This window comes from Flagellimonas myxillae, assembly GCF_023502235.1.
GTDB lineage: Bacteria > Bacteroidota > Bacteroidia > Flavobacteriales > Flavobacteriaceae > Flagellimonas > Flagellimonas myxillae.
The window spans coordinates 280,185-304,881 of the sequence record NZ_JAMFLY010000001.1; the positions used below are offsets into that span (position 1 = coordinate 280,185).

The 24,697-nt window shown below is 43.3% G+C and carries 17 protein-coding genes; 11 read left to right on the top strand and 6 right to left on the bottom strand.

Going from position 1 to position 24,697, the window contains the following annotated elements; all coding sequences use genetic code 11:
* The first annotated feature begins 9 nt into the window (after positions 1-9).
* The 4 genes from M3P07_RS01340 to M3P07_RS01355 all read left to right on the top strand — a co-directional run bounded on the left by M3P07_RS01340 (position 10) and on the right by M3P07_RS01355 (position 5,676).
* Positions 10-1,761, top strand: a complete 1,752-nt coding sequence (locus M3P07_RS01340) for a TonB-dependent receptor (protein ID WP_249968095.1) — start codon at positions 10-12, stop codon at positions 1,759-1,761.
* Between the two features lie 67 nt (positions 1,762-1,828).
* Positions 1,829-2,626 carry a helix-turn-helix domain-containing protein gene (locus M3P07_RS01345; protein WP_249968096.1) on the top strand — a complete coding sequence of 266 codons (798 nt, stop codon included), beginning with the start codon at positions 1,829-1,831 and terminating at the stop codon, positions 2,624-2,626.
* A gap of 62 nt (positions 2,627-2,688) precedes the next feature.
* Positions 2,689-4,485, top strand: a complete 1,797-nt coding sequence (locus M3P07_RS01350) for an alpha/beta hydrolase (RefSeq protein WP_249968097.1) — start codon at positions 2,689-2,691, stop codon at positions 4,483-4,485.
* A gap of 45 nt (positions 4,486-4,530) precedes the next feature.
* On the top strand, positions 4,531-5,676 hold the full coding sequence (locus M3P07_RS01355; RefSeq protein ID WP_249968098.1) for an OmpA family protein: 1,146 nt from the start codon (positions 4,531-4,533) through the stop codon (positions 5,674-5,676).
* Between the two features lie 2 nt (positions 5,677-5,678).
* Here M3P07_RS01355 and M3P07_RS01360 read toward each other — a convergent pair whose 3' ends face one another.
* A complete protein-coding gene (locus tag M3P07_RS01360) occupies positions 5,679-5,957 on the bottom strand; it encodes a carboxypeptidase-like regulatory domain-containing protein (protein ID WP_249968099.1) in 279 nt (92 codons plus the stop codon).
* A 222-nt stretch (positions 5,958-6,179) separates the two neighbouring features.
* Between M3P07_RS01360 and M3P07_RS01365 the strand changes: the two genes are divergently transcribed.
* Together M3P07_RS01365 and M3P07_RS01370 are read left to right on the top strand one after the other, a co-directional pair.
* Complete coding sequence (locus tag M3P07_RS01365; RefSeq protein ID WP_249968100.1) at positions 6,180-7,268, top strand: OmpA family protein; 1,089 nt, start codon at positions 6,180-6,182, stop codon at positions 7,266-7,268.
* A 150-nt stretch (positions 7,269-7,418) separates the two neighbouring features.
* On the top strand, positions 7,419-9,041 hold the full coding sequence (locus M3P07_RS01370; RefSeq protein ID WP_249968101.1) for an amidohydrolase: 1,623 nt from the start codon (positions 7,419-7,421) through the stop codon (positions 9,039-9,041).
* 45 nt (positions 9,042-9,086) lie between these two features.
* On the opposite strand, the gene M3P07_RS01375 is transcribed toward M3P07_RS01370, so the two are convergent.
* Positions 9,087-9,617 carry a DUF2911 domain-containing protein gene (locus M3P07_RS01375; RefSeq protein ID WP_249968102.1) on the bottom strand — a complete coding sequence of 177 codons (531 nt, stop codon included), beginning with the start codon at positions 9,615-9,617 and terminating at the stop codon, positions 9,087-9,089.
* Between the two features lie 243 nt (positions 9,618-9,860).
* On the opposite strand from M3P07_RS01375, the gene asnB reads away from it, so the two are divergent.
* Positions 9,861-11,531, top strand: coding sequence for an asparagine synthase B (gene asnB, locus M3P07_RS01380; RefSeq protein ID WP_249968103.1), 1,671 nt, complete (start codon positions 9,861-9,863; stop codon positions 11,529-11,531).
* Between the two features lie 118 nt (positions 11,532-11,649).
* Here asnB and M3P07_RS01385 read toward each other — a convergent pair whose 3' ends face one another.
* On the bottom strand, positions 11,650-12,354 hold the full coding sequence (locus M3P07_RS01385) for an acyloxyacyl hydrolase (protein ID WP_249968104.1): 705 nt from the start codon (positions 12,352-12,354) through the stop codon (positions 11,650-11,652).
* A 147-nt stretch (positions 12,355-12,501) separates the two neighbouring features.
* The gene (locus M3P07_RS01390; RefSeq protein WP_249968105.1) at positions 12,502-13,650 is read right to left on the bottom strand and encodes a helix-turn-helix domain-containing protein; all 1,149 of its coding nucleotides are present in this window, start codon (positions 13,648-13,650) and stop codon (positions 12,502-12,504) included.
* A 295-nt stretch (positions 13,651-13,945) separates the two neighbouring features.
* Between M3P07_RS01390 and gyrB the strand changes: the two genes are divergently transcribed.
* Positions 13,946-15,886 (top strand): DNA topoisomerase (ATP-hydrolyzing) subunit B, encoded by a 1,941-nt coding sequence (gene gyrB / locus M3P07_RS01395; RefSeq protein ID WP_249968106.1) that lies wholly within the window; start codon positions 13,946-13,948, stop codon positions 15,884-15,886.
* A gap of 73 nt (positions 15,887-15,959) precedes the next feature.
* Here gyrB and M3P07_RS01400 read toward each other — a convergent pair whose 3' ends face one another.
* The gene (locus tag M3P07_RS01400) at positions 15,960-18,536 is read right to left on the bottom strand and encodes a carboxylesterase family protein (protein WP_249968107.1); all 2,577 of its coding nucleotides are present in this window, start codon (positions 18,534-18,536) and stop codon (positions 15,960-15,962) included.
* A gap of 272 nt (positions 18,537-18,808) precedes the next feature.
* On the opposite strand from M3P07_RS01400, the gene M3P07_RS01405 reads away from it, so the two are divergent.
* Positions 18,809-19,819 (top strand): DUF6588 family protein, encoded by a 1,011-nt coding sequence (locus M3P07_RS01405; RefSeq protein ID WP_249968108.1) that lies wholly within the window; start codon positions 18,809-18,811, stop codon positions 19,817-19,819.
* An 82-nt stretch (positions 19,820-19,901) separates the two neighbouring features.
* Here M3P07_RS01405 and M3P07_RS01410 read toward each other — a convergent pair whose 3' ends face one another.
* A complete protein-coding gene (locus M3P07_RS01410; protein WP_249968109.1) occupies positions 19,902-20,273 on the bottom strand; it encodes a hypothetical protein in 372 nt (123 codons plus the stop codon).
* 247 nt (positions 20,274-20,520) lie between these two features.
* Between M3P07_RS01410 and mdh the strand changes: the two genes are divergently transcribed.
* Together mdh and secDF are read left to right on the top strand one after the other, a co-directional pair.
* The gene (gene mdh, locus M3P07_RS01415) at positions 20,521-21,447 is read left to right on the top strand and encodes a malate dehydrogenase (protein ID WP_249968110.1); all 927 of its coding nucleotides are present in this window, start codon (positions 20,521-20,523) and stop codon (positions 21,445-21,447) included.
* Positions 21,448-21,658: 211 nt separating this feature from the next.
* Positions 21,659-24,625: a protein translocase subunit SecDF gene (gene secDF / locus M3P07_RS01420; RefSeq protein ID WP_249968111.1), complete on the top strand. Its 2,967-nt coding sequence runs from the start codon at positions 21,659-21,661 to the stop codon at positions 24,623-24,625.
* Positions 24,626-24,697: the final 72 nt, after the last annotated feature.

A 24,697-nucleotide genomic window follows, 5' to 3' on the forward strand; every position in this document is an offset into this window, starting at 1 on the left:
TGAGTCACTATGAGTAAGAACCACTATATATTTTCAGTTATTTTTTTGAGTCTTTGGGGAGCAGTTTTTGCTCAGGAAACCGATGATATAGGCACAGAAACGGTTACGGTGGTAAAACCGTATTCCCCCACCGTTTCAGATGCCTTTAAAATCAAATCCACGCCGGATCTCAACGATTCCATCGTCCTGAAGAAAAAAGAAATCGATTATAGCATTTTTTCAGTCCCTGTAGCTTCAACTTTCACCCCTGCGAAGGGTAAGGCTTCCAGGGTAAAACGGACGCCGCCGCCCACACTCTATAATTCCTATGCATCCATAGGTTTGGGCAACTACAACAATGCGTTGGTAGATTTGTACACCAGCAGGGGCTTTAACCGGGGAGAGGATTTGTTGGACTTTGGCCTAAGCCACCATTCCTCCCGTGGGGCCATTGAGACCACCCCTTTGGATGCTGATTTTTACAACACCAAACTGGACGTTTCCTATGCCAAAAAGGATAGGGACATGGATTGGGGTGCCAGTGTGGGACTACAACACCAATTGTACAATTGGTACGGAATTGAAAATGGGGCATTTGATGAGGCAACCATAGCTTCTTTGGATGAAACCCAAAATTATTTCAATGCCCAGGCCAAGGCCCACCTCAATTTGGAGGATTCTCCCTTTAAAAAGGGGCAGGTAATGTTGCGTCGGTTTTGGGATGCCACGGAATCTGGTGAGAACAGGGTGGTTTTGGAACCTACGGTGGAACTGCCCATTACCGAAGAATTGGTCACCATAAATGCAAAATTGGATTATGTTGGTGGAAATTTTAAAAATGCCTCCTTGAACAACACCGTCAATGATGGGGAGATCAATTATGGTCAATTTCAAGCGGGGATAAATCCGAGCCTTTTGGTACTACGTGACGATTTAACCTTAAATCTGGGTGCTAATTTTGTGTATGGCATGGATGTGGAAAATAGCGATTCCAACTTTTACATTTATCCGGCAGTTACGGCTTCCTACCGAGTAATGGATGAAACGGTTATTGCCTATGGTGGAATAGAAGGGCAATTGGAACAAAACTCGTACTACGATTTTGTCCAGGCCAATCCCTATGTGTCCCCGACCTTGGACATTCAACCAACTGATCGGCAATACGAAGGGTACTTGGGATTGAAGGGGCAATTGGTTTCCAATGTGGGGTATAACATTAAAGGATCTTACACCGCGGAAAACAGAAAGCCCTTGTTCTTTATGAATCCACAGAATTTGTTCCGAAATGACGACAAGGGATATTTTTACGGGAATTCCTTTCAAGTATTTTATGACGATGTAAAAACCTTGGGCATTTTTGGCGAATTGAATATTGATGTCAATCGGAATTTTACCTTGGGCATCAACGCTGAGTTTTTTGATTATGATACCGAAACGGATAATCCTGCATGGAACCTGCCCAGTGTCAAGGGCTCATTGTTCTTGGATTACCAGATAAACAAACAATGGTATCTAGGGGCCAATCTTTTTTATGTGGGAGAGCGTGACGATTTAATGGCACAGGCAATTCAAAATGCCCTTCCGTCCGAATTTCCGGCCACCATTGTTACCTTGGAAGGATTTTTTGATGCCAATGCGCATGCAGGGTATCGGTTTAATGATCAACTTTCCGTCTATGTAAAGGCTTCCAATATCGCCAATAACAATTATCAACGTTGGGCGAACTTTAGCGTACAGGGATTTCAGGCATTGGCTGGGGTTTCCTATAAGTTCGATTTTTAAAGTTATCCCAAAATTCTGGACATTCAACTGCTTTATATCTATCTTCCATGGCTAGGAGCTTATAAACTTGGCACATCAAATAAGATATAAGGAAGGCGATATTTTTGGAGTAAAGGGTAAAAAAGTGGATGGTAAAATACTTTTTTCCCAATTGCAAAAGTATGATGCAGCATCCTTAACCACGGACTACTCCATAAAGTTGGTTCTGAAGGGCATGGAGAAATATGTCTTTAACGGGCTTACAAAAACGGTGAAACCCGGTCAGTTTTTATTGGTGCCTCCAGGAGTTGAGCTTCAAACTCAGGTGATAGAGGGCCAGGGAGCTACTGGTATATGTATCTATTTGTCCAAGGACAGTTTTGAGGAAAGGTGTCATGACCTGACCCTAGAACCCATGAAAATGCCAACTTTCCCATTGGCCGTCAGCACTACAGGGCGAGATGTACTTCAAAAAGTAGCTAGAGGTGGCTGCAAAATTTCTCCTGACCACTACTTAAATGAAATTTTGGATTTCATGCCACAGTTCTTAAGCCATTATTCAAAAAAAGTGCAAGGAATCAAAGTCAAAAAATGGGAAACCAAGCTCCATTTAAGTGAAAATTTGGAAAAGGCACGGGCTTTTATGGACGAATATTTTTCCCATAAAATGAATCTTGATAAAATTGCCCAGATTGCTTGTCTTTCTCCTTTTCATTTCCAAAGAAATTTTAAGACGGTTCATGGGGTAACCCCAACCCAGTACCTAATGAAACTCCGAATTCAGCACGCTAGAAAATTAATTTCTACAGGGATGCCGTTACATCAAGTGGCCATGAAATCCGGTTTCCGTGATGTGAGATACCTAAGAAAGTGCTTACTGGATTGAATCCAAAACCAATTTCGCAAGATTTTTGCAGGGCAGATTTAGATCTAGAGTAAATTCCCTCTATGTTTTTATTGAATTTGATCGTAAACAGCAGGGATTTGAAGAAGAACGTACTAAAAAGGGATGTCTTAACGTGCATTATGTTGGGTGCCAGTTTATTGTTTAGTTTGAGCTGTACTGGCTTTCAAGAAGAGGCGAAATATGAAATCAAGGAGTTTTTTGATTTACCCTATTATCAAGGGGCAGATGCTGATAGCATAAAACACAAACTAAATTTGTTTGTGCCACAGGGCGTCCAAAATCCACCCTTGCTATTGTGGATACATGGTGGTGCCTGGGCATTTGGGGGAAGGAAGTTTGAAAGCAATCTGGCCAGGAAGTTTGCAAGGGAAGGGGTGGCCGTGGCGGCTATAAGCTATCGGCTAAGTCCAGGTACTTGGAGGAATCCAAAATTTAAGGAGGGAATCCAGCATCCGGAACATATTAAAGATGTGGCCAGGGCTTTTGCCTGGGTTCATGATAATGGACGAACCTATGGGTACGATACCCATTCCATATTTGTAAGTGGGTATTCCGCTGGCGGGCACCTGGCCGCACTACTTTCTATGGATCCGACGTACTTGCATGCTGTGGGTAAATCGGTGCGGGATGTACGAGGGGCAATTCCCATAGCCGGGGCCTATGATATTTCGGCCTATCACCAGAGCCATTTAAAATACAATGGCAGGGAAATGGCAGAAAAACACGTGCAAGCCGTTTTTGGGAATACCGAAGCGTCGTTCAGAAATGCTTCACCTACGAGTTTTGTGAATAATCAATGGGTACCCATGCTTGTGATATCGGAAAGGGAGACCTACGATTATACAAGGCTACTGGAAAATGCTGCAAAACAGGCAGAATATCACCATATGCAATTCCATCATATCAGCAATGAAGATCATGAATCACTTTTGGATAATTTGGCAAAGTCTGATCAAAGTCCATACAGAAAAATGATCTTGGACTACATTTGGGAGCATAGGGTACCATATAAAACCCTCCAAGCAAATGGTGTTCAGTTGGCATATCGGGTGTTTGGAACTGGTGAACCCCTTTTTGTTTTGAATGGGGGTCCAGGTTTTTCCAGTCATAATTTTCAGGGTTTGGCACAAAGATTCTCAAAAACCCATCAAGTTGTAATCTTTGACCAAAGGGGTACAGGTTTTTCCGAGTTGAATTCCGAAACGATTTCCATGAAGGCCATGGTAGAGGATTTGGAGGCACTCAGAAAACATTTGGGATATGACCAGATAAGTTTGTTTGGACAATCCTTTGGTGGAATGTATGCCATGTGCTATGCAAAAGCCTATCCCAATTGCGTAAAGTCCATGATTTTATCCCATTCTGGGGGAATGGACCTTCAATTTTTGGATGAGACCAATGAACGATTAATGCGTGGTTTAGCACCCGAAGATCATGAATCCCTGAGGGAGGTGTCAAGCATCAAAAACCCGGAACTACGAATGCTAGAACGACATAGGGCTTTGGCAGCAGGGTACGTTTTTGATAAAAATTTACGCAACCGTGTTTTTAAAGGGCTTGCCTTCAAATCTAGATTCTATCCGGAAGTGAATGAACAGGTTTGGTCTGATCTTAGAAAAAATGGCTACAACGTTTTTAAGGCAATGCAGCAGTTTGCAAACCCTGTGCTGATCTTGCACGGAGACCATGATGTTGTTCATCCAAAGTACGCTACATTGGCACACCAGACATTCCCCAATTCCAAACTCACCATCCTTAAGAATTGTGTCCATTACGGTTGGCTTGATGCTCCAAAAAATTACTTTGCGACCATTGAGAATTTTCTTCGTAGCCCATAGGTTTGTAGGAAAAATACAATAAAGTGTTAGGAAAATCGTTAGTACATGACCGCCAACCCATTTATTATGAATGGATTGGAAACCCCATATGGATTGGAAATCATGCGATTGCGATTCAGCTACATATTGACCAACCTCACAATTCCCCTGTTTTTTTCGACGGCGGTGGCCCAAAATCTAGTCCATAATGGTGGATTCGAGGATTTTGTGGATTGCCCTGTTAAAATGAGCAATCTCAACGGTGATGCCGAGTACTGGAGCGCTCCAACCCTGGGCACCACGGATTATTTTAACGAATGCAGCAAGACCAAGCTGGGAATCCCCATGAATTTTAAGGGAAAGCAGGAAGCCTATGAAGGTATCGCCTATGCGGGCCTTTATCTTTTTGCGCCCAAGGACTACAGGGAATATATTCAGGTGGCTTTGACCGAAACGCTGAAGAAAGGACATCGATATCGATTGAGCCTCACTTTAAGTCTTTCCGAAAAATCGGATGGCGCAGTAATGGACATTGGGGCCGTTTTTGCACAAAAACCCCTGTCAATTCATACCAAAAGACAACTCTCCAATGCGGTTTTAGCCTCTAATCAAACCAGAACAACACATGCCAAACAGTTTTCGGCAACCGGATTTTATGACGACAAAACGGAATGGATGCAGGTGAGCTTGGATATTGTGGCAAAGGGCTTCGAAAGTCACTTGATATTAGGGAACTTCAAAAGCAATGGAGGAACACACTATCTCGATTTTGGAAAAAAGACCACCCCGGGAGAAGGGTACTCGTACTATTATTTGGACGATGTATCGCTCGTTTATCTTGGACCGGATTACCAGCCAAACCAAAGTTATGTGCTCAACCACGTAAATTTCGACTTTGACCGTTTTGAATTGGAACCCAAGGCCAAACAAAGCCTAAAGGATGTTTTCGATTACCTCAGGAAAAACCCAAGCCTAAAAGTTTCCATTAGTGGGCATACGGACGACCAAGGTTCGGAAGAATACAACGATGTACTATCCAAACAACGCGCCCGAACGGTTGCTCGATTTTTGATGAATTTGGGCTTGGATTCCCGAAGGATATCTTCAGAAGGATATGGGAATAAGCTTCCCATTGATAGTGCGCTTACCGACAAGGCCAGACGAAAAAACCGGCGTGTGGAATTTGTGATGACGGAATTCGTGGACGAATAGATTTAGTCAGGAGGGCTTGAAGCTTGTCCATCATCTTCAAGCATGTCTTTTAGGTCCATATCAAATTCCAAAACAATGGCCCCGGTGTTTCCACCATCCAGTACAAAAAAGGATTCCGATTTATACCCCTTGGAGCTAATGTTGATCTTCCAATGAAAGTTCTTGGTACTACTTAGTTCAAACGAACCATCCAAATCTGTATAGGTAATGTTGTCCGTGGTCTGAAGTTCCACGGCCGCTCGATAAACAGGAAAGCCGAGCTCATCGACAATTTTGCCCATAATCTTGTTTTGCCCAAGACCAAAACAGGGCAGCAAAGTTAACACAAGCATACAGGTCACTATGCGCATCATAGTAAGATTTGGACTATTGTAACGCTTTATTTGGAAAGTTAGTATCATAGGAATGAGGAAATTAGCTCAATTTAAAATACCTGTAAAGGCAATACAGGCTTAAAACCCACGTTTATACTAACAGCACGGGAACCTAAAACAACGATAGTTATGTTTTATAAGGTTACCCGTATTTTTTTTGTCCCTCTTTTTGGTTTATTGCTCGGTAGTGCGGTCTACGGACAAAACCTGGTTATGAACCCCAGTTTTGAAAACTACAAAACTTGTCCAGTCAACATCACCGGATTTGATGCCGTTTTGGAAGATGTTTCCCTGCCGTCCTCAAGTTCCGGGGACTATTTTAACACCTGTGGTTCCGCAGATTTTGGTGTGCCTACCAATTTCAAGGGAATGCAAAAGGCCATTGACGGTTCTGGTTACGTGGGGCTATACTTTTATGCATTGAACGACTACCGCGAATATGTTCAACTGAACACCACCAAAACACTAAGGGAAAAACACCCATACAAGATAAGTCTGCAATTGAGTTTGGCCGAAGCCTCCAGTTTGGCCTTGAGGAATATTTCCATCTTATTGGTCAACAAAAAGGTAAAGCTCCCCAATAGCTCTGCCTTGACGAGTTCGCGAATGGATTTTCAAGAAGACCTTGAGTTTCATAAGGTAAAACTAAAACCGAGCACCTCTTTGGCAAACACGGACGACTGGATTACCATGACTGCAGAGTTTGAAGCCAGGGGGTTTGAGAACCACATTATTGTGGGCAACTTTGATGACAACACAAATACAGCGCTTTTGGAACAAGACGGTCCCGTTTTGTCCAGCGACTTCTCCTATTATTACCTTGATAACGTAGCGCTTGAAGAGTTGCCAAGGGTAAACTATGAAAAAGATAAGATCTATGTGCTTGAGCGCAACCCTTTTGAGCCTAAGGGATATGAACTGGATGCCGAGGCCATTGCCAGTGTCAAAAAGATATTCAAATACCTAAAGGAAAATGCCGAAGTGCAGATGAAGATTACCGGGCATTCGGATGACATAGGTCAACCTGGCTACACCAAGTTTATTTCCTCGCTTAGGGCCAGGGCCGTGGCACTCTATCTTACAAAACTTGGGATAGACGATAGTCGTATTGTCTGGGAAGGTGTTGGCGATACAAGACCCTTAGGCAACGGGAAACTCAAACAAAACCCCCTCGAAGATCGTAGGGTGGAATTTGTGATGACGGAAACAAAAAACTAGTTATTGACTAGACGTCTTAAATCTGCAAATATTTCTATAATTAATTGATTATCAAGGAAATGCATCTTGGTACAAGTGGGTATTGTCGGTTTTTAAAGTACCTCCGACGTTCCCCTTACATTTTCTATTTTTGAAGGAAACCTTCAAAACATGAAAAATTTCGTTTACTGTTTTTTCGTACTTCTATTTTTGATAGCCTGTAATCCAAAGGAAGAAGTGGATTTAATTGTCCATAATGCCAATATTTATACCGTAGACGGGGATTTCTCCACAGCCAATGAAATGGCGATTTCCGAGGGGAAGATTGTTGCAGTGGGGAATGCCAATTCACTCCTTGAAAAATTTAATGCAAAGGAGCAATGGGATGCCCAGGGAAAAACCATAGTTCCTGGTCTTATAGACGCCCACTGTCACTTTTATCGTTTGGGATTGACCCAACAGGTTGTGGATTTGGTGGGGACCAGAAGTTTCGAGGAAGTTTTGGAACGGGTAGTGGCTTTTCAAAAAGCACGGGCTTCCAATTTTATTCAGGGAAGGGGCTGGGATCAAAACGATTGGGAGGTAAAGGAATTTCCAACCAAGGAAAGATTGGACGAACTCTTCCCCAATACCCCTGTTGCGTTGGAACGCGTTGATGGTCATGCCTATTTGGTGAACCAAAAGGCGCTGGATTTAGCTGGCATTGATGGAACAACCATAATCGATGGTGGGGAAGTAGTCAAAGCACAAGGAATACCTACGGGAATTTTGGTCGATAACCCTATGGAATTGGTTGATGCAGTTATCCCGCAACCCAACAGAATGGCACAGATCCAAGCCTTAAAAGATGCCGAGCGCCTTTGTTTTGATTATGGACTGACCACAGTGAACGATGCCGGAATCGACCGATCTACCATTGAACTTATCGATAGCTTGCAGCAAGCAGGAGACTTGTCCATGCGGATATATGCCATGATCAGCAACACCCAAAAAAACCTGGATCATTATCTGGCCAAAGGAATTGTAAAGACTGAAATGCTCAACGTACGATCGGTAAAAGTGTATGGTGATGGCGCATTGGGATCTCGGGGAGCGGCCTTGCGCGAACCTTATTCGGACCATGAAGGGCACTTTGGTGCCATGGTAACTCCAGTGGATCAAATTGAATCTTTGGCCGAACGGATTTCGGCTTCAGATTACCAAATGAATACCCATGCCATTGGCGATTCCGCAAACATCGTGGTTTTAAGGGCCTACAAAAAAGCACTGGAAGGAAAAAAGGACAGGCGCTGGAAGGTGGAGCATGCCCAAGTCATCACCGAGGAGGATTTTGACCATTTTTCCGAAGGAATAATCCCCTCAGTACAGCCCACCCATGCCACTAGCGACATGTACTGGGCAGAGGACAGATTGGGCCCAGAAAGGGTCCAAGGTGCCTATGCGTTTAAAAAATTATTGGACAAAGCTGGACTGGTCGCTCTGGGTACAGATTTCCCGGTGGAACAGGTAAATCCATTCCTTACGTTCTATGCATCGGTGGCACGTCAGGATTTGGATAAATTTCCCAAAGGCGGTTTTCAAATGAAGGATGCCCTTAGCCGGGAGGAAACCCTGAAAGGAATGACGATTTGGGCTGCTTATTCCAATTTTGAGGAAGCTGAAAAGGGAAGCTTGGAACCTGGAAAATTTGCCGATTTTGTAGTATTGAGTGATGATATCATGACCCTTACAGCCGACAAGATTCCAAATCTAAAGGCTGAGCATGTCTTTTTGGGAGGAAAAAAAGTAAAATAAAAAAAGCCCCGACCATCGGGGCTTTTATACTTGATATTCTGTGTCTTATATGCTAATGGCCAAAGAAACCCTAGTGGTTCCCCAACCCATAACCAAGTTTCCGTTGTCGTCGAAAGCCATGGAAAAGGCTTCTAAGGACTCGCTATCGGAACTTGCTTTTGCTTCTACTCTGGCCACATCTGCAGCACTATCATAGGAGTAAGCCCCCCATTGATTCAGGTTACCGTTTAATATGACAGTCCACTCACCGTCCCCAGGAATTGTGAACATGGAGTAGGTTCCTGCTTTTACAGCCTTTCCACCTACGGTGGCATCTTTATAAAAAGTGATTTCAGCAGCTTCATTGGCTCCAGTTCTCCAAACCTTTCCTGCAGGTGCAAGATCAGCTAAACTTCTTCCTTTCAATTGAGGTCGGCTATAAATAACCCTTACCGACTTATCGGATACCCTATAACTCGAAGGGTAGGATGCAATATCAGCAGGACTTTTGTCCAGACCGCTAAATTTTTGGGCCGTGCTTTCCGTAGAAAATACTAAGGACAAGATTAAAATGGCAAGTGAAAAAATTCTTTTCATGATAATGATTTTAGTTGTTCCCAAAACTAGGGTGTTATTGAATGGTGATTTTATAAAAAGACGTTAAAATTTAACAAGACTTACAAAGTGATCGGGATTTGTGGTTTATCCAAACATATGATAACACTTGTTTCTGAAAATAGATATTGTAATTACAATTTGTAGTCATATTCACTATTAATGTTTGGTATTTGATATTACTGACGGATATTTGTTTCGAAAATGTTACAAACAGATTGAATTATGTGCGGAATAGTATGCGCGTTTGACGTGAAGGAGAGTACGGAGGCCCTAAGGCCACAATTATTGGAAATGTCCAAAAAAGTAAGGCACAGAGGTCCGGACTGGAGTGGAATTTATTCGGATGATAAGGCCATTTTGGCCCATGAGCGATTGGCGATCGTTGACCCGGTATCAGGAAAACAACCCTTGTTCAGCGAGGATGGAAAACTGGTATTGGCAGCCAATGGTGAAATATACAACCACAGGGAACTTAGGGCCCAATTTGATGGAAAATATCAATTCCAGACCCAATCGGACTGCGAGGTGATCCTTGCCCTTTATAAAGAAAAAGGAGTGGATTTTGTGGATGACCTCAATGGAATTTTCGGTTTTGCCCTTTATGATAGTGAGCAGGACGAGTATTTTATTGCCCGTGACCATATGGGCATTATCCCTTTATATATTGGTTGGGATAAGCACGGGACCTTTTATGTTGCTTCGGAACTTAAGGCTTTGGAAGGAACTTGCTCTAAAATAGAGTTGTTTCCTCCAGGACATTATTTGCACAGCTCCGATGGCGAGTTCAGGAGATGGTACCAAAGAGATTGGATGGAGTACGACGCCGTTAAGGAAAACGAGACCAGTATTCAGGAGCTCAGGGAAGCGCTCGAGGCAGCGGTACACAGACAATTGATGTCCGATGTGCCATATGGAGTGCTGCTTTCCGGTGGTTTGGATTCCTCTGTGACCTCTGCAGTGGCCAAAACATACTCCCAAATGAGGATTGAGTCTGGCGATACCAAGGAAGCTTGGTGGCCACAATTGCACTCTTTTTCCGTGGGCTTGGAAGGTTCTCCAGATTTGGCAGCGGCCCAAAAAGTAGCGGACCATATAGGAACAATCCATCACGAGATAAAATTTACCATCCAAGAAGGTTTGGATGCCATCAAGGATGTAATCTATAACCTTGAAACATACGATATTACTACCATCAGAGCCAGCACACCCATGTACCTTATGGCAAGGGTCATTAAATCCATGGGAATAAAAATGGTGCTGTCAGGTGAAGGAGCAGATGAACTATTCGGTGGCTACCTATACTTCCACAAGGCCCCAAGTCCAAAGGATTTTCACGAAGAGACAGTGAGAAAACTGGATAAGTTACACATGTACGATTGTCTTAGGGCGAACAAGTCCTTGGCGGCTTGGGGCATTGAAGGCCGGGTTCCATTTTTGGACAAAGAGTTCATGGATGTCGCTATGCGTATCAACCCAAAAGACAAAATGATCAACGGCGAACGCATGGAAAAATGGGTGATTCGAAAAGCTTTCGAATCCTATTTGCCTGAAAGCGTGGCCTGGAGACAAAAAGAACAATTCTCCGACGGAGTGGGGTATAGTTGGATTGACACCCTAAAAGCTCTGGTAGAGGAAGAGGTAACGGACAAGCAGTTGGCCAATGCCCACTTTAAATTCCCGATCCAGACTCCGACAACCAAGGAGGAATATTATTATCGTTCCATCTTTGAAGGGCATTTCCCTTCGGATGCAGCAGCCCTAAGTGTTCCGCAGGAACCATCGGTGGCCTGTAGCACCAAGATTGCCCTAGAGTGGGACGAAGCCTTCAAGAACATGAACGATCCATCCGGAAGGGCGGTCGCCAATGTTCACGAAGATGCATACGTAAAATAGCCGACCCATTATAGTTTATGTAGTAGGAAGATGCTGTTTTGTTTCATTTTCAATTAGTCAGAAAAGCCCCTTGAAAAAGGGGCTTTTTGATGGTGAGAACAACACTTACTGATGGAAATCAGGAACTGAATTTTTTAGGTGATCTTCGTAAGGGAATGGAAAATCCCATTTCAAGATTGGTGCTGTTATAGCCTGCGTTGGGACGCCCAAACCCAGCATTTGACACATGGCGCACCCCATATCGTAAATCGACCATTACACTATTGATCCTGTACAAAAAGCCTGTGGCTAGTATATCTGAAAAAGCAAACCCCTTTTTTTGGCGATAGGTCTCCGTATCGATAATCATGGGGCCAACACTTCCCAAAACATACCAATCCAAGTTTTTTTGAAGAGTATAGCTCATTTGAAGCCCTAGATTGAGTACGTACTCGTTCATATCACGCTGCAGCATAACGGCTGGCTCAGCAGTAGAAGTTTCCGATGTTTTGCTCACGGCTTTCACTTCCTTGCTAGAGGCTTCTATTTTGGGAAACTCGCCTTGGGTGCTAAAGTATATACCAGGCTCTATATTGAGCCCGATACGCATTTTATTGACCTTGGTGAGGTTGAGGTTGTAGTTGATTTTGATAAAACTTACATCGTAGGTATAGGAATCCGAGGAAAAGGGGAAGGACTGTTGCGTTCCCTGCCCATAATTTAATCCCAGCCTTTGATTAAATGGGTCCTGTTCATGGTTCATCTGGCTGTACCCGCTGTACAAACAAAGAACGAATACCACTTGGGCGACCGTCCATTTTTGGAAGTTGGTGAGTGTTCCCATTATCTTGTTGAGGTTTGGTATGTAACAATGTAATGGGGGGAATTGTCTTTAATATATCCATAGGAACCCGGTCCAGATTCCAGATATTTGGCAAGATCAAGATTCTGGACTCCTTCCTTTTACGGAAAAATGTACAGGTACTTTGGATTAGGAATGGGAATAGGCCTCGTCAGGTGTCACCCCAATCTCTTTTTTATATCTCAAGGGAGTTTTTCCGGTAGCTTTTTTAAATACATGGTAAAAAGCCGATTTGGAGTTGAATCCGGCCTCCAGGCCAATGGCCGTTATGGTGTACTCCGAAAAGTCCGGATTTTTAAGGTAGTTTTTGGCCTCAGTGATTCTTAGGTCATTGACATAATCGGTATAGTTGGTGTGTAGTTCGTTTTTTATGACCTTGGATAAATGGCTGGAGCTAAGGTCTAAATGATGGGCAACCGTTTCAAGGGTCAAATTGGGGTCTAAAAAGGCTTTTTCTTCCACAACCAATTTTTGAAATGCCTGAACGTGCTCGTTTTTGGCTTCACCTTGATTGGCAATTTTATTGTTTTTTACGGTATAGGCCCGAATACGTTTACGTTGTTCGATAATCCCAAATTTGTAGATTCCCACATGGCCCAACCAGTAAATGGTCGCCGCAATAACAATCCAGAGGGAATAATAGGATACATTGCTTCCCGGAACAAAAATGTTTCTATAGGTCAGATAGGCCCATAACAGGGTTCCAAGAAAAATTACGATTAAGGTGTACTTTAACCAATTTAGACTGGTGCGTATTACCTTGGGATTGAAGCCGACATGATGATTTCCAAAGGAAAATACTTTGATTATAGCCGCGGAAAGCAAAACAATGGCAAAAAGTACCGAGAAAATCTCAATGCCCATTACAAGCCTGCTAAATACGTCAAATACGGCATTTTCACTTCCATTCAGAACAAAATAGATGCGAAAAAGTAAAGTAAGCAATAGAAAGAGGGAAAAGGGGGCCAGCAAGCGCTTTTCAACGGCCGTGATTTTAGACATAGGCGTTAAAAAGTGGTGCACATACATGTAGAGCAACACCGGAATTAGGGCCGCGGAAGGCAAATATACGTAGCAGTACATGCTTTTTAAGGTCATGAGCCCCACATCGGGCAAAATATATTGGAGATTCCCCAAGGAATAGGCCAATACCAAAAAACCCAATAAACGGGTGCTAATGGATCTAAATTTCTTCGTGTTAAAAACCAAAAAAGAAAAGATAAACCCTTGAATGATTCCTGCTATTATAAGGCAATTGTAGATATTTAAATCCATCATTTTCAGGCTCTTATTAAATATATGAAATTTAAATTTGACCTAAACGCAATGAGAATAAGGGTTTTGAGCGATTTTTCTGATGGAATTCCAGTGAAAAAACTTCTGATTTTACCCTTTTTTGGCAAGGATTTTTTGAGTTTTCCCGATTCCGCCAAAAAATGGTTTTTTGAGCTTGAATTTTCCACAATTATTTGTTGATAACTTAAGGGGTCTAACAGACCTGAAACACCTATTTACATAGGGTATTCGTTATATTTGTAAGATTTGAAATTTTCAAGGCAAATAAAGAAGATGTATGAGCGAAGAAGCTAAAAAAAATCAATATTCCGCGGATAGTATCCAGGCCCTTGAGGGCATGGAGCACGTGCGCATGCGTCCCTCAATGTATATTGGCGATGTTGGGACCAGGGGATTGCATCATTTGGTATATGAAGTGGTGGATAATTCCATTGATGAGGCCATGGGAGGTCACTGTGATACCATTGAGGTCATTATCAATGAAGATAATTCCATTACTACAAAAGATAACGGTAGAGGTATTCCTGTAGGCCTCCACAAAAAAGAAGGTGTTTCCGCCCTGGAGGTGGTTATGACCAAGATCGGTGCCGGGGGTAAATTCGATAAGGATTCCTATAAGGTGTCCGGTGGTTTGCATGGTGTTGGGGTTTCCTGTGTCAATGCCCTATCCAGCCATCTAAAAGCAGTGGTGCACCGGGAAGGAAAGATTTGGGAACAGGAATACGAAAGAGGAAAGACCCTATATCCTGTAAAAAGCACTGGTACCACAAAAGAAACAGGAACCACGGTAACCTTTGTTCCTGACGATACCATATTCACCCAAACAACGGAATATAGCTACGATACCTTGGCCAATAGGATGAGGGAACTGGCTTATTTGAACAAAGGGGTGACCATAAGCCTTACAGATAAGCGAAATAAGGACGAGAAAGGGGAGTACATTTCCGAAACCTTCTATTCAGAAGAAGGACTGAAGGAATTTATCAAGTTTTTGGACGAGACCAGGGAACCTTTGATCCAAAGTGTGATTTCCATGGAAGGTGAGAAAAACGGAATTCCCGTGGAAGTGGCCATGATCTATAACACTGGATTTTCGGAAAACCTCCATTCCTATGTAAACAATATCAATACGCACGAGGGAGGTACCCATTTGTCCGGATTTAGGAGAGGCCTGACCACAACCCTGAAGAAATATGCCGATAATTCCGGCCTTTTGGATAAGTTAAAGTTTGAAATCTCCGGGGATGATTTCCGGGAGGGCTTAACGGCCATTGTTTCCGTAAAGGTGGCAGAACCCCAATTCGAGGGTCAGACCAAGACCAAATTGGGTAACCGGGAAGTAACCAGCGCCGTAAGTCAGGCAGTTTCTGAAATGCTGACGGATTATTTGGAAGAACACCCGGATGATGCCAAACAGATTGTTGAAAAAGTAAAATTGGCGGCCCAGGCACGTCATGCTGCCGCAAAGGCCCGGGAAATGGTGCAGCGAAAGAACCCAATGAGTGTTGGGGGACTCCCTGGAAAATTGTCGGATTGCTCCGAGCAAGATCCAACCAAGTGTGAGGTGTTCCTAGTGGAGGGAGATTCCGCAGGGGGAACGGCCAAGCAAGGTAGGGATAGAAATTTCCAAGCTATTTTGCCGCTTCGTGGTAAGATTTTGAACGTAGAGAAAGCCATGCAGCACAAGGTTTTTGAAAATGAGGAAATCAAGAATATCTATACGGCACTTGGAGTAACCATAGGTACCGAGGAGGATAGCAAGGCCCTCAACCTGGAAAAACTTCGATACCATAAGGTGGTGATCATGTGTGATGCCGATGTGGATGGTAGCCATATTGAAACCTTGATCCTGACCTTTTTCTTCCGCTATATGCGGGAATTGATCGAGAATGGGCATGTTTACATTGCCACTCCGCCACTTTACCTTGTTAAAAAGGGAAGTAAAAAGCGATACGCTTGGAACGATGAGGAACGCGATGAAATCGTGGAGTCCATGAAAGGTGGGGCGGGTATTCAACGGTACAAAGGTCTTGGAGAAATGAATGCCGAGCAGTTGTGGGATACTACAATGAATCCAGAGTTCAGGACCTTACGCCAAGTAACTATCGAAAACGCTACGGAGACGGATCGAATATTTTCTATGTTGATGGGGGATGAAGTACCACCAAGGCGGGAATTTATCGAGAAAAATGCAGTTTATGCCAATATAGACGCATAGCGGTATTCATCATATAAAACAAAAATCCCAGGGAAACCTGGGATTTTTTTTATGCGGTAAATCAGCAAACACATCAGTGCCACTCGAACGTTCCGTTTTCAAACGACCAATCGTTTCCAAAGAAACCGGCACATTTAACAGCGTCCGTTCCATATTCCATAATATCATTGCTAAACAAAAGCAAATCGGGATACGATGTTCCGTTCAATAGGTAGTGGTTGCTGTAAATGGCTTTCATTCCATCAATACCAGTTGCAGTTACCACCCCAACACTGGCTGTGTCACTATCCGGTCTGGGTGCAATAAAGTACATTCCCCATTGATTCCCCTTTACGGATTTTTTGTTTAATACCACCTCATTGTTCTTGACTACAACAGGAAAATCTTTTAAAAGTTTGTTCCATGCAGCATTGTTATCGCTATTGCCATAGATGACCACATTTCTATTGGAATAAGCTCTGGTTTTGAAGTCGACATCGGCGACCAATTCAACAGACCCGTTGGCTCTGTAATAAAAGGTTTCAGCATCCAAACGGGCTTTATTATAGAACCAGTCATTTTCCGTTGCTGTTCCCTTTGTGGCATAAACGAAAACCATTTGGTTATTGAATGCATCCTTGAACCCCCCATTTCTATGGGGTCCTTTTTCTTGGTAGGATGGTTTAACGCTTTGTTCCCAAGAACCATTGTTGTTTTTCAGATATACATGGTCTGCAGGGGTGACCTCTAGTTTGGTGTCATCAATCTGAAGGGATTTGGAGTCTGCTCCCAAGTCTTGCCAATCCAATTGTAACGAGCTTACATTGTTTGTTTGTATCGAAATTCCATTTTCTCGGGTAAAATCCACCGAACTTACTTCGAATGGTTTTTGTTGCTGTAAGATGGTTGCAAAATGTGAAGTGGCCGAAACACCCGGAGAGGCGGTGTAAAACTCCATCTTTTGGATTTCCGAATCTTGTGGAATGGTTCGTTGTTTAAAAAGGTCGAATATAGGAGGCCAATCCATGCTGTGGTCCCCGTACCAATGTGTTCCGCCCGGATACTCGTAATAGGTAAAATCGGGATGGAACTTGCCAAGTACCTGCCTCATTTCCCTCGCAATAAAGGTGGGCACTACATTGTCTTTTTCCCCATGGAGCACATAAATACCATGTTGCAGGTAGTTGCGCTTCAATTTTAAGGTCCTACTTGGGTTTCCGGCTCGTTGGATCATGTGGTCCATGGCCGTTAGCTGGGGTTTCTTTTGCATCTCTTCCAACATTTTGGGCGTAATGCCCCATCGCTTAAGCTCTTCCTTACTGGCACTTAAGGCCCTTTTTACAAAGCTATCGCGATAACCCAATAAATCTGGATACCCTGCACAGGGTGCAATGGCTGCAAATTTATCCGGGTAGGTGGCACCAAGATACCAAGTGCCATGTCCACCCATGGAATGCCCGGTAAGATATACTTTCTGTGGGTCGGGTCGGTAGATACGTTTACCTTCCGCCAAAACTTCCAAGGCGTCCAATCTGCCCCAATCCTCCCAAGCAAAACCAAATGGTCTTCGGTTGGTGGGCGCCACTACATGCCCCCAGTCTTTTTGTTTGTAGGCATTAGCCTGGTTTACAGCTTCAACCGATGCCCCGTGCACAGACAAGAAAAGCGCCCCATTTTCAAGGTCCTTGCTGGAGGAAGGCGCTACGCTGAAATACTGCACGCTATTGTCCATTTGACTGATAAATGTGCGTTTGTGTTTTCCGTATTTGGATTTGATATCAATGGCAATTTCTTGTTCGTCCAAGGCATTACCGATAGCTCCAAGGAGTTTAAGTTTTAGGTTGGATTTTCGAGGGGTAACACCGGTTTCCAAAGATGGGATTTCAAAAGCAACCTTGCGCACGCACATAGGGGGAATGGCAGGAATTGCTGAAATAGATGTTTTGCCCATGTGTTCCGTTTGTATTTTATGATCCCTGACCCAAGTGGTTGATGCATTTATAACCCGAATGGCACCCTGGTAGGTGATAGCTTCTTCAACAAGAAGGTCTGGAAGGGTCATGTCGCGCTGCGTAATAAGAACCCCTGCTTTTGGTTGTATCAATCGGGCGCGTACCCTGGGGAATCGCCCAACTTTAACCACAAAAACATTGACCCCTTTTTTTAGTTTAATAGGAATCAGGCTATAACCGAAATCATAATAGTCCCCTTCGTGGGGAAAACCATTGATGATGGCTTGGGTATGTCCGGAAGCCTCAAATAGAACGGTGGTTTCAGCATTGGACCTATAACTTAAGTATACATAGGAACCACGGAGCGATGGGTTGTTGAAAGTACTGCTGGTGTCCACCTCGATATTGGTCCATCGTTGGGCGGAACCGGTATGGTCAATATGGCCAATTTCACCTTCGGATACGGTCTTGGAGCTCATTAAAAAATCCTTGAAGACCTTGTCGGTGGGAAACGAAATGGAGTTTAGGGCATTTCTTTTGGTGGGAAGGTAAAGGGCCTCCTTGAACAAATGGATTACTTTGCCCTCTTTGACATCGTTAATTTTTTCCTTTCCAAAATACTCAACAATATTGCCTTGACGCTTTTGTGCGTGGGCAGCTGTTCCCAACAGGATACAGGCTAAAATTAGGTTTAGTTTAATGTTCCAAGATTTTCCCATGAAATATGATTTATCGTGAAAAATTAAAGATTTGGAACAAACGGCCCAAAAAGAATAGATTACCCAAGGGGGAGGGGCGACAGACAACGTAATTAAGCCAACCAACCGACTTTGGGAATGCTGGTCAAACATGGTTTGGTTGTAGGTGATTTCATCAAATACAATAGAATTGCCATCACAGAAATACGGCTAAGTATATAGATAATAGCGTTTCACAACAAAAAGTCGGCCCCAAAGGGGTAGTTTCATAGTTTTGGGAAAAACCTCACAGAATGAAAAAGATAGTTCTTTTACTTACATTTTCTAGTTTTTCGCTAGGAATGGCCCAGTCCAATTTGAACGACTTATTGGCGGCTGGATTAAACGATGCTGAGCGATTCACAACTTCTTGGTTGGCCCCGGTCACCGAAGCCGGTGTTTACAGTATCTCCAATGGATGGTACAATTCGGCCGATGCGAAGCCCTTGGGTGGATTTGAAATTTCAATAGTTGGAAACATCACGGGTTTCAAAAACAAGAGCGATAAAAAATCATTTACCCTCAACACCGCAGATTACGAAAACCTCACCTTTGTGGACGGTAGTATTTCCAAAGAGGTGGCCACAGCCTTAGGCGATATTGAAGGTGTGGACGTAGCCATTAATGCGTTGGTGCAGGGTCAACCCGTCAGTGCCACTTTTGAGCTTCCGTCCGGACTTTCTTCGGAAGACTTGAATTTTGTTCCCTCAGGTTACATTCAGGCCAGTGTTGGTCTTATCAAGGGAACCGAGGTAAAGGCAAGGTTTCTTCCCAAAATCAATACCGATGACGTTAAAATCGGATTGTATGGATTTGGAATCCAGCACGATTTTACCAAACATCTTCCCGCGGACAAGATATTGCCTGTTGCAATTTCTGCCGTAATTGGATACACCAATCTTAGCGGAGAGTACAATTTTACCAGTACCGATGTTATTGCAGGAGAAGATCAAAGGATAGATGCAGCATTTAGTTCTTGGAACTTTAGCGCAGTAGTGTCCACCCGTTTGCCCGTAATCAATTTCTACGGAGGGTTGAACTACATCACTGGAAAGGCGGATACCAACATCTTGGGTAGGTACGAAATTGAGACCATTGCCCAACCCATTGTATATACCGACCCGTTCAATATCAGTAATAAGGTAAGTGGGGTGTCTGGAAATATTGGAACCAAACTCAAATTGGGTTTCTTCAGGATAAATGCAGATTACAACATTGCGGAGTTTAGTACCTTGACCTTTGGTATTAACTTTGGATTCCGATAAAAAAGAGTATTCCACAAGTATGCATATAAAGAAGGCCCCGACATTCGTCGGGGCCTCCTATTTTCATATGGCGTGTCTTCATCTATTCCCTGGTGGCGAAGACGGAACCATTCTCCAAGGCTAAAATTTCTGGATCAGTTGATTTTTCAAGACTTACAATAACATCCGAAACCTGCTCATCGGAATACGTAATGGTGTAAACACCATTTTCCTCAGACCATTTAAAATCGGTATAGTATGTAAGGCTGGAATTGGAGTAGCTTTGATATCGACCTAGGTAAACGTCGTTAAAAATCCACTCTTCTCGGGAAGCATTTCCGCTCTTGTTGTTGTCCAAATTGGCATCGTTCCTGACCCAAATCCCAAGAATGGGATCATTGTTCTCAGGAATACTTGTACAGTTGCTGATCGCAATAATGGATGCAATGGCCAACAATGAAAAGAACTTTTTCATAGTTTAAGTAGGTTAAATCTGATTTGGGACTACTACAACGGTAATCCGGGACGAAGTATTGTTACAAAATCGACGTACGGTACCCTCCTTTCCAATTTCTTCGTTGAACTGCACAATTTGTTAACATTGTGAGTATTTTACCTACAATTTGTTAGTGAAGCTAAAACTGCCTTAAAATGGTGAAAAGTCAGGTTTTATCTGCTTCAAATGCCTTATTTTTGAGCGTTTAAAATTAAATCTTATAAAAATGAAAGTTACCGTAGTTGGAGCAGGTGCAGTTGGGGCCAGTTGTGCCGAATATATTGCCATGAAAAATTTTGCGTCTGAAGTTGTTTTGTTGGACATCAAGGAAGGATATGCCGAAGGGAAGGCCATGGACTTGATGCAGACAGCCTCGTTGAATGGTTTTGATACCAAAATCACTGGAACAACTGGGGATTACTCCAAAACTGCTGGTAGCGATGTTGCCGTGATTACCTCTGGGATACCTAGAAAACCGGGAATGACCAGGGAAGAACTTATTGGAATCAATGCTGGGATTGTAAAATCCGTGGCATCAAGCCTTTTGGAACACTCCCCAAACACTATAATTATTGTGGTGAGTAACCCAATGGATACCATGACCTATTTGGTGCACAAGACTACAGATCTACCCAAAAACAGAATTATTGGTATGGGTGGGGCTTTGGACAGCGCACGTTTCAAATATCGTTTGGCAGAAGCCTTGGAATCTCCCATTTCGGATGTTGACGGAATGGTGATCGGTGGACACAGCGATAAAGGGATGGTACCGCTAATTGGCCATGCTACCCGAAACAGCGTAAAGGTTTCCGAGTTCCTTTCCGAAGATAAAATGCAATGGGTCGTTGAAGAAACCAAAGTTGGTGGTGCTACCTTGACCAAACTATTGGGTACCAGTGCCTGGTATGCTCCCGGAGCTGCCGTTTCTGGATTGGTGCAGGCCATTGCGTGCGATCAAAAGAAAATGTTCCCTTGCTCTGCCTTGTTGGAAGGTGAATACGGCTTGGATGATTTGAGCATTGGTGTACCTGTAATATTGGGTAGAAACGGAATTGAAAAAATCGTGGAAATAGAGTTATCGGATGCCGAAAAGGCGAAAATGCATGAAAGTGCCGAAGGTGTGAAAAAAACCAACGGACTATTGCAGCTTTAAGCTAAATTTCCATAAACTTAAATGTCATTTCGACGGTAGGGAGAAATTCATCGTTGGATTTCCCATCCCCCGGATTCGAAATGACATTTTTGTTTTAACAGTTTTGCTGCCCTCCCCATATTGCAATTCCCCTAATTTCTATTGGCAAATCTTATCGGAAATGATATATTTGCACGCTGTTTAGCAAAACATCATAAAAATTTAATAATCAATGCAGAATAAAGGACTTATAAAGCTTTTCGCGCTCCTTTTTGGTTTGGTGAGCATCTATCAGCTTTCCTACACCTTCATCACAAGTAGGTTGGAAAAAGATGCTGAGACATTCGCCATTAGCCGGATTTCGGAAGCTGAGGATGATTATGTGACTAAGCGTGAGGCTTTAGAGGCATCGTATCTGGATTCCATTGGGAGCAATCCTATTTTGGGTTTCACAAGTTATGATGACGCAAAAAAGAAGGAACTTAATAAAGGATTGGACCTTAAAGGAGGTATTAATGTGACCCTTCAGATTTCCGTAAAGGATATCTTGAAAGGGTTATCAAACGATTCCAAGAATCCAGTTTTCAATAAGGCGCTATCCGATGCGGATACCGCTTCCAAGAACAGCCCCGACACTTATTTGGAGTTGTTTTTTGATGCTTTTGATGCTATCAAGGGAGACACCAAACTGGCTTCCCCGGATATTTTTGCCAACAAGGGCCTTAGCGATGTTATCAATTTCCAAATGACGGATGACCAGGTTAAACCAATCATCCGAACAAAAATTGATGAGTCCATCGTTTCTGCATTTGAGGTGCTACGTGAGCGTATCGATGGTTTTGGAGTGACCCAGCCCAATATTCAGCGGGAGGGGAATTCCGGACGTATTCTGGTTGAATTGCCCGGTGCTCGGGATATTGCAAGGGCACAGGAGTTGTTGTCCAGTACCGCTCAATTGGAATTTTGGGAAACCTATTCGCAGAGCAACCAAAGCTTGGGCACCTTCTTTATAAATGCCAATGAAAGACTTAAGGAAATTTTGGAACCTGTTGAAGAGGAGGAAGTGGCAGAGGCCACTCCAGAATCTGAGATTGATTCCCTGTTGTCCGATGTGGCACAAGATTCCTTGGACCTTACACCACAACTGAACCCACTATTGGGGAAACTAATTCCAGGAAATCCTGGTAGCCATGCCATCGCAAGGGCTTTGGTTTCAGATACGGCGGAAATTGGAGGATATCTAAGAATGCGCGAGATCAGAAGGTTGTTGCCCAGCGATGTGCAGTTTACCAAATTCCTGTGGGAGAGACCGGCCAAGGATTCTGAGATTGTAGAATTATATGCACTAAAGTCCAATCGTGACAATACCCCAAGAATTAGTGGGGATGTAGTGTCCGATGCACAAGATTCTTTTGACCAGTACAACAAGCCTTCGGTAGGGATGACGATGAATACCAAGGGGGCCAAGGAATGGGAAAAGTTGACCGGCGATGCCTTCAACAACCAAACCGGGATTGCCATTGTATTGGATAATAAAGTGTATACTGCTCCTGGGGTTTCCAGCGGACCTATTTCAGGTGGACGTTCGGAAATTACCGGAACTTTTACCGTTAACGAGACCAAGGATATCGCCAATGTTTTAAGGGCGGGTAAACTTCCGGCCTCTGCAGAAATTATCCAATCGGAAGTAGTGGGACCATCACTTGGGCAAGAAGCCATCGACAGTGGTTTTATGTCGTTCTTGATTGCCATGGCCTTTGTATTGCTATGGATGATATTCTATTATGGAAAAGCTGGAATCTTTGCAGATATCGCCTTGATCTTGAACATCCTATTGATTTTTGGGGTGTTGACAAGTCTTGGAGCAGTGTTGACCTTACCTGGTATCGCGGGTATCGTGTTGACCATTGGTATGTCGGTAGATGCCAACGTACTGATCTTCGAACGTGTCAAGGAAGAATTGGCAAGAGGAAAGGGTAAATCCCAGGCCGTGACGGATGGATTTAGCAATGCCTTGTCCTCCATTTTGGATGCCAACATAACCACAGGTTTAACAGCGATTATCCTATTTATATTTGGTTCTGGACCCATCAAAGGATTTGCAACCACCCTTTTGATCGGTATTGTGACATCCTTGTTCACCGCCATATTTATCACCCGATTGATGGTGGATACCTATATCGCCAAAAAAGGAAGAACCTTGGATTTCTCAACTTCTTTGACCAAGAACCTGTTCAGGAACTTGAGCATTAACTTCCTGGGCAAGCGAAAAATTGCATATGTGGCCTCATTCATTTTGGTCGGAGTTGGTATTTTCTCTTTGTTGACCACCGGGTTACAACCTGGGGTAGACTTTGCAGGAGGACGTTCCTACCAAATTCGATTCGAAAAAGCGGTCAATCCATCAGAGATTGCCTCCGAGTTGAATACAGAATTTGGAAGCGGCACCAATGTAAAAACCTTTGGTGAAGCCAATCAAATAAAAGTGACCACTCCATATAAGGTAGACGTTGAGGGAATCGAGGTGGACAATGAAATTCAGGATAAATTATATACTGCATTGCAAAAATATTTACCCGATGGTACTTCGTACGAAGATTTCACCGTAGGTGCTTCTGAGAAATCCATCGGTATCATGCAATCTGTTAAGGTAGGGCCGACCATCGCTGATGATATCAAGAACAATGCTTTCTTGGCCATTATCGGTTCCTTGGTGGTGGTGTTCCTTTATATTCTGTTGCGTTTTAGAAAATGGCAGTTCTCCCTAGGAGCCGTTATTGCGGTATTCCACGATGTAATGTTCGTATTGGGTATCTTTTCCCTCACCGGAAAGATCATGCCCTTTAACATGGAAATCGATCAGGCCTTTATTGCGGCCATCCTAACGGTGATCGGTTATTCCTTGAATGATACCGTGGTGGTGTTCGACCGTATTCGTGAAATTGTCAATCTGAAGGGTTGGAACAACGGTAAGAACATTAACGAAGCCTTGAACAGCACCTTGAGTAGAACATTGAATACGTCCTTAACAACTTTGATCGTGTTATTGGCCATCTTCACTTTTGGAGGAGAGAGCCTACGAGGATTTATGTTTGCAATGATCATAGGTGTTTTAGTGGGTACCTACTCCTCCGTATTCATTGCAACGCCAATAATGTTTGATGCCTTGAAAAAGAAAATCAGTTCAGCTAAGGAATAGTTGAAATTCTATAATTTAAGAAAGCCATTAATTCAATATTGATGGCTTTTTTATTTGGGTTTATGTAAAGAA

Coding starts and splice junctions, on each gene's coding strand:
- M3P07_RS01370 (WP_249968101.1), top strand. CDS start 7,419: ATGAAAAATTTCGTTTACTGTTTTTTCGTACTTCTATTTTTGATAGCC.
- M3P07_RS01400 (WP_249968107.1), bottom strand. CDS start 18,536: ATGGGAAAATCTTGGAACATTAAACTAAACCTAATTTTAGCCTGTATC.
- M3P07_RS01365 (WP_249968100.1), top strand. CDS start 6,180: ATGTTTTATAAGGTTACCCGTATTTTTTTTGTCCCTCTTTTTGGTTTA.
- M3P07_RS01340 (WP_249968095.1), top strand. CDS start 10: ATGAGTAAGAACCACTATATATTTTCAGTTATTTTTTTGAGTCTTTGG.
- M3P07_RS01375 (WP_249968102.1), bottom strand. CDS start 9,617: ATGAAAAGAATTTTTTCACTTGCCATTTTAATCTTGTCCTTAGTATTT.
- M3P07_RS01405 (WP_249968108.1), top strand. CDS start 18,809: ATGAAAAAGATAGTTCTTTTACTTACATTTTCTAGTTTTTCGCTAGGA.
- gyrB (WP_249968106.1), top strand. CDS start 13,946: ATGAGCGAAGAAGCTAAAAAAAATCAATATTCCGCGGATAGTATCCAG.
- M3P07_RS01355 (WP_249968098.1), top strand. CDS start 4,531: ATGACCGCCAACCCATTTATTATGAATGGATTGGAAACCCCATATGGA.
- asnB (WP_249968103.1), top strand. CDS start 9,861: ATGTGCGGAATAGTATGCGCGTTTGACGTGAAGGAGAGTACGGAGGCC.
- M3P07_RS01410 (WP_249968109.1), bottom strand. CDS start 20,273: ATGAAAAAGTTCTTTTCATTGTTGGCCATTGCATCCATTATTGCGATC.
- M3P07_RS01360 (WP_249968099.1), bottom strand. CDS start 5,957: ATGGGCAAAATTGTCGATGAGCTCGGCTTTCCTGTTTATCGAGCGGCC.
- M3P07_RS01390 (WP_249968105.1), bottom strand. CDS start 13,650: ATGATGGATTTAAATATCTACAATTGCCTTATAATAGCAGGAATCATT.
- M3P07_RS01350 (WP_249968097.1), top strand. CDS start 2,689: ATGTTTTTATTGAATTTGATCGTAAACAGCAGGGATTTGAAGAAGAAC.
- secDF (WP_249968111.1), top strand. CDS start 21,659: ATGCAGAATAAAGGACTTATAAAGCTTTTCGCGCTCCTTTTTGGTTTG.
- mdh (WP_249968110.1), top strand. CDS start 20,521: ATGAAAGTTACCGTAGTTGGAGCAGGTGCAGTTGGGGCCAGTTGTGCC.
- M3P07_RS01385 (WP_249968104.1), bottom strand. CDS start 12,354: ATGGGAACACTCACCAACTTCCAAAAATGGACGGTCGCCCAAGTGGTA.